Annotated in this window: 2 protein-coding genes; both read right to left on the bottom strand. The window is 32.2% G+C overall.

Translation table 11 applies throughout. From position 1 onward, the window contains the following. Window positions 1-198 precede the first annotated feature (198 nt). Window positions 199-864: a hypothetical protein gene (locus J6569_RS11100; RefSeq protein WP_091125318.1), complete on the bottom strand. Its 666-nt coding sequence runs from the start codon at window positions 862-864 to the stop codon at window positions 199-201. A gap of 11 nt (window positions 865-875) precedes the next feature. Further along, window positions 876-1,595: RHS repeat-associated core domain-containing protein (locus J6569_RS11105; RefSeq protein ID WP_296318519.1), on the bottom strand; the 720-nt coding region annotated here is incomplete at its 5' end.

The raw sequence follows: 1,595 nt of genomic DNA on the forward strand, positions 1-1,595 counted from the left end.
TCTTCGTTAGGCTACTTGCCTCCCGTTGAATTTAAAAAACACTTACCCCTTAATTTTTTTGTTTGAAAATGTGTTGCTATTCCAGGGTTATACTGGTAGCGGTTAGGTACTCTCCCCCCTCATTTCCAGCTTGAAATAATAATTAGCTAAAAAGTTACTTTTATCAATTAACTTCATTGATTTTTTCTATCCATTAGTTTATTTGTAATTCTTAATAGCTTCCCTATAACCATCTTGAGTAGAAAAATATTTCATATAAAAATCAAAATCCCATATTGGTGATTCAATATTATTAAAAATACTAATATCTAGAGGTTTATTTTTCATTTTTACTTCTAATTCCTTATTATAATTTATTTTTTTTATACCATCATACCCACCAACCTGATCATCACATCCTATCATTAATGGAAGGATTTTATCTTCCTCCAATTCTAAAAAAACTTTACCTCTAAAAATTGCACTTCCATATATATTTGAATCTAAGTGTTCAGTATCATAACCACCAAAGTCAATATAACGATCTTTAACATTAAATTTTAAGCCTGATGAATGATAATGATCTTGTTTTTTATGGATAATTCGAAGGTCGTAACAACATATATTTTCTATAGTTAGCAAAGCTTTCTGCGCTAATATGATTAAATCATCATCAATATTGATGATGCTTTCTGGGTTGATTGATAATATCTGAGCTCGCCATATTTTATCATACATATTTACAGATACATTTTCTAAATACATTTGACATGTTGATGTTCTTTTTTCAATTTCAGGTAAAGATGAGTAACTATTTATTCCACTTAAACCATCAAAATCAATACAATATTGATAACTATCGGTTATATCTATTTTATATTTCATCGTATCACCTATCATTTTTTAAAAATATATTCATCTATAGTTTTACTTTTAATTGGTTCTCCACTTGATTGAGCATAACCAGCACTAGAAATTTGTCGTTTATTCACTAATTGCAAACCTTTCTCTTTAGCTATGATTTCTAAATTTTTCATGTATTTGTTGGTCTGATTTCCACGAATTATTATTGTACCTCCGTTATTTAAAACTCGAAGCACTTCATCATTCAAAGGATAATATCCAAACGGGTTATCCATAATAATTTTATTTTGCGAACCTGTTGCAATATTTGACAAATCATTAGCATTGCCGGGATAAACACCTTCCGCCATTGGATAATCAGGATGAGATATATTGTAAGCTCCCTCAATGGGCTTATTTCCTGCACCAATATTTAGTGTTCCTCCTTGTTCTGGTTGATTTAAGTATCCTCCCGTCTCCTTTCCTGCAATCCCTTCAAACCCACTATTTTCAACCTTAATCAACCCTAATGGATCAACCCAATTTATCGGATCGCTACCGGCATATTGGTAACTATTTAAGCCACCCAGCATACCGAGCGGATCTTGGGTGATATATCTACCTGTAAATGGATCATAATAACGATTTAGGTTGTAGTGTAATCCCGTCTCCTCATCATAATATTGCCCTTGGAACCTTAACGGGTTATCCGGCAGGGCGTGGAAATCGTCTTGATGGTAGGTTTCGTTTATTATCTGCCCATAGGCATTATA

Origin of the sequence: Gilliamella sp., from assembly GCF_024104075.1 — a bacterium.
Classification (GTDB): Bacteria; Pseudomonadota; Gammaproteobacteria; order Enterobacterales; family Orbaceae; genus Gilliamella; species Gilliamella bombi.

What these genes read in the sequence shown, in the direction of transcription:
- J6569_RS11100 (WP_091125318.1), bottom strand. Translation starts at nt 864, where the DNA reads ATGAAATATAAAATAGATATAACCGATAGTTATCAATATTGTATTGAT.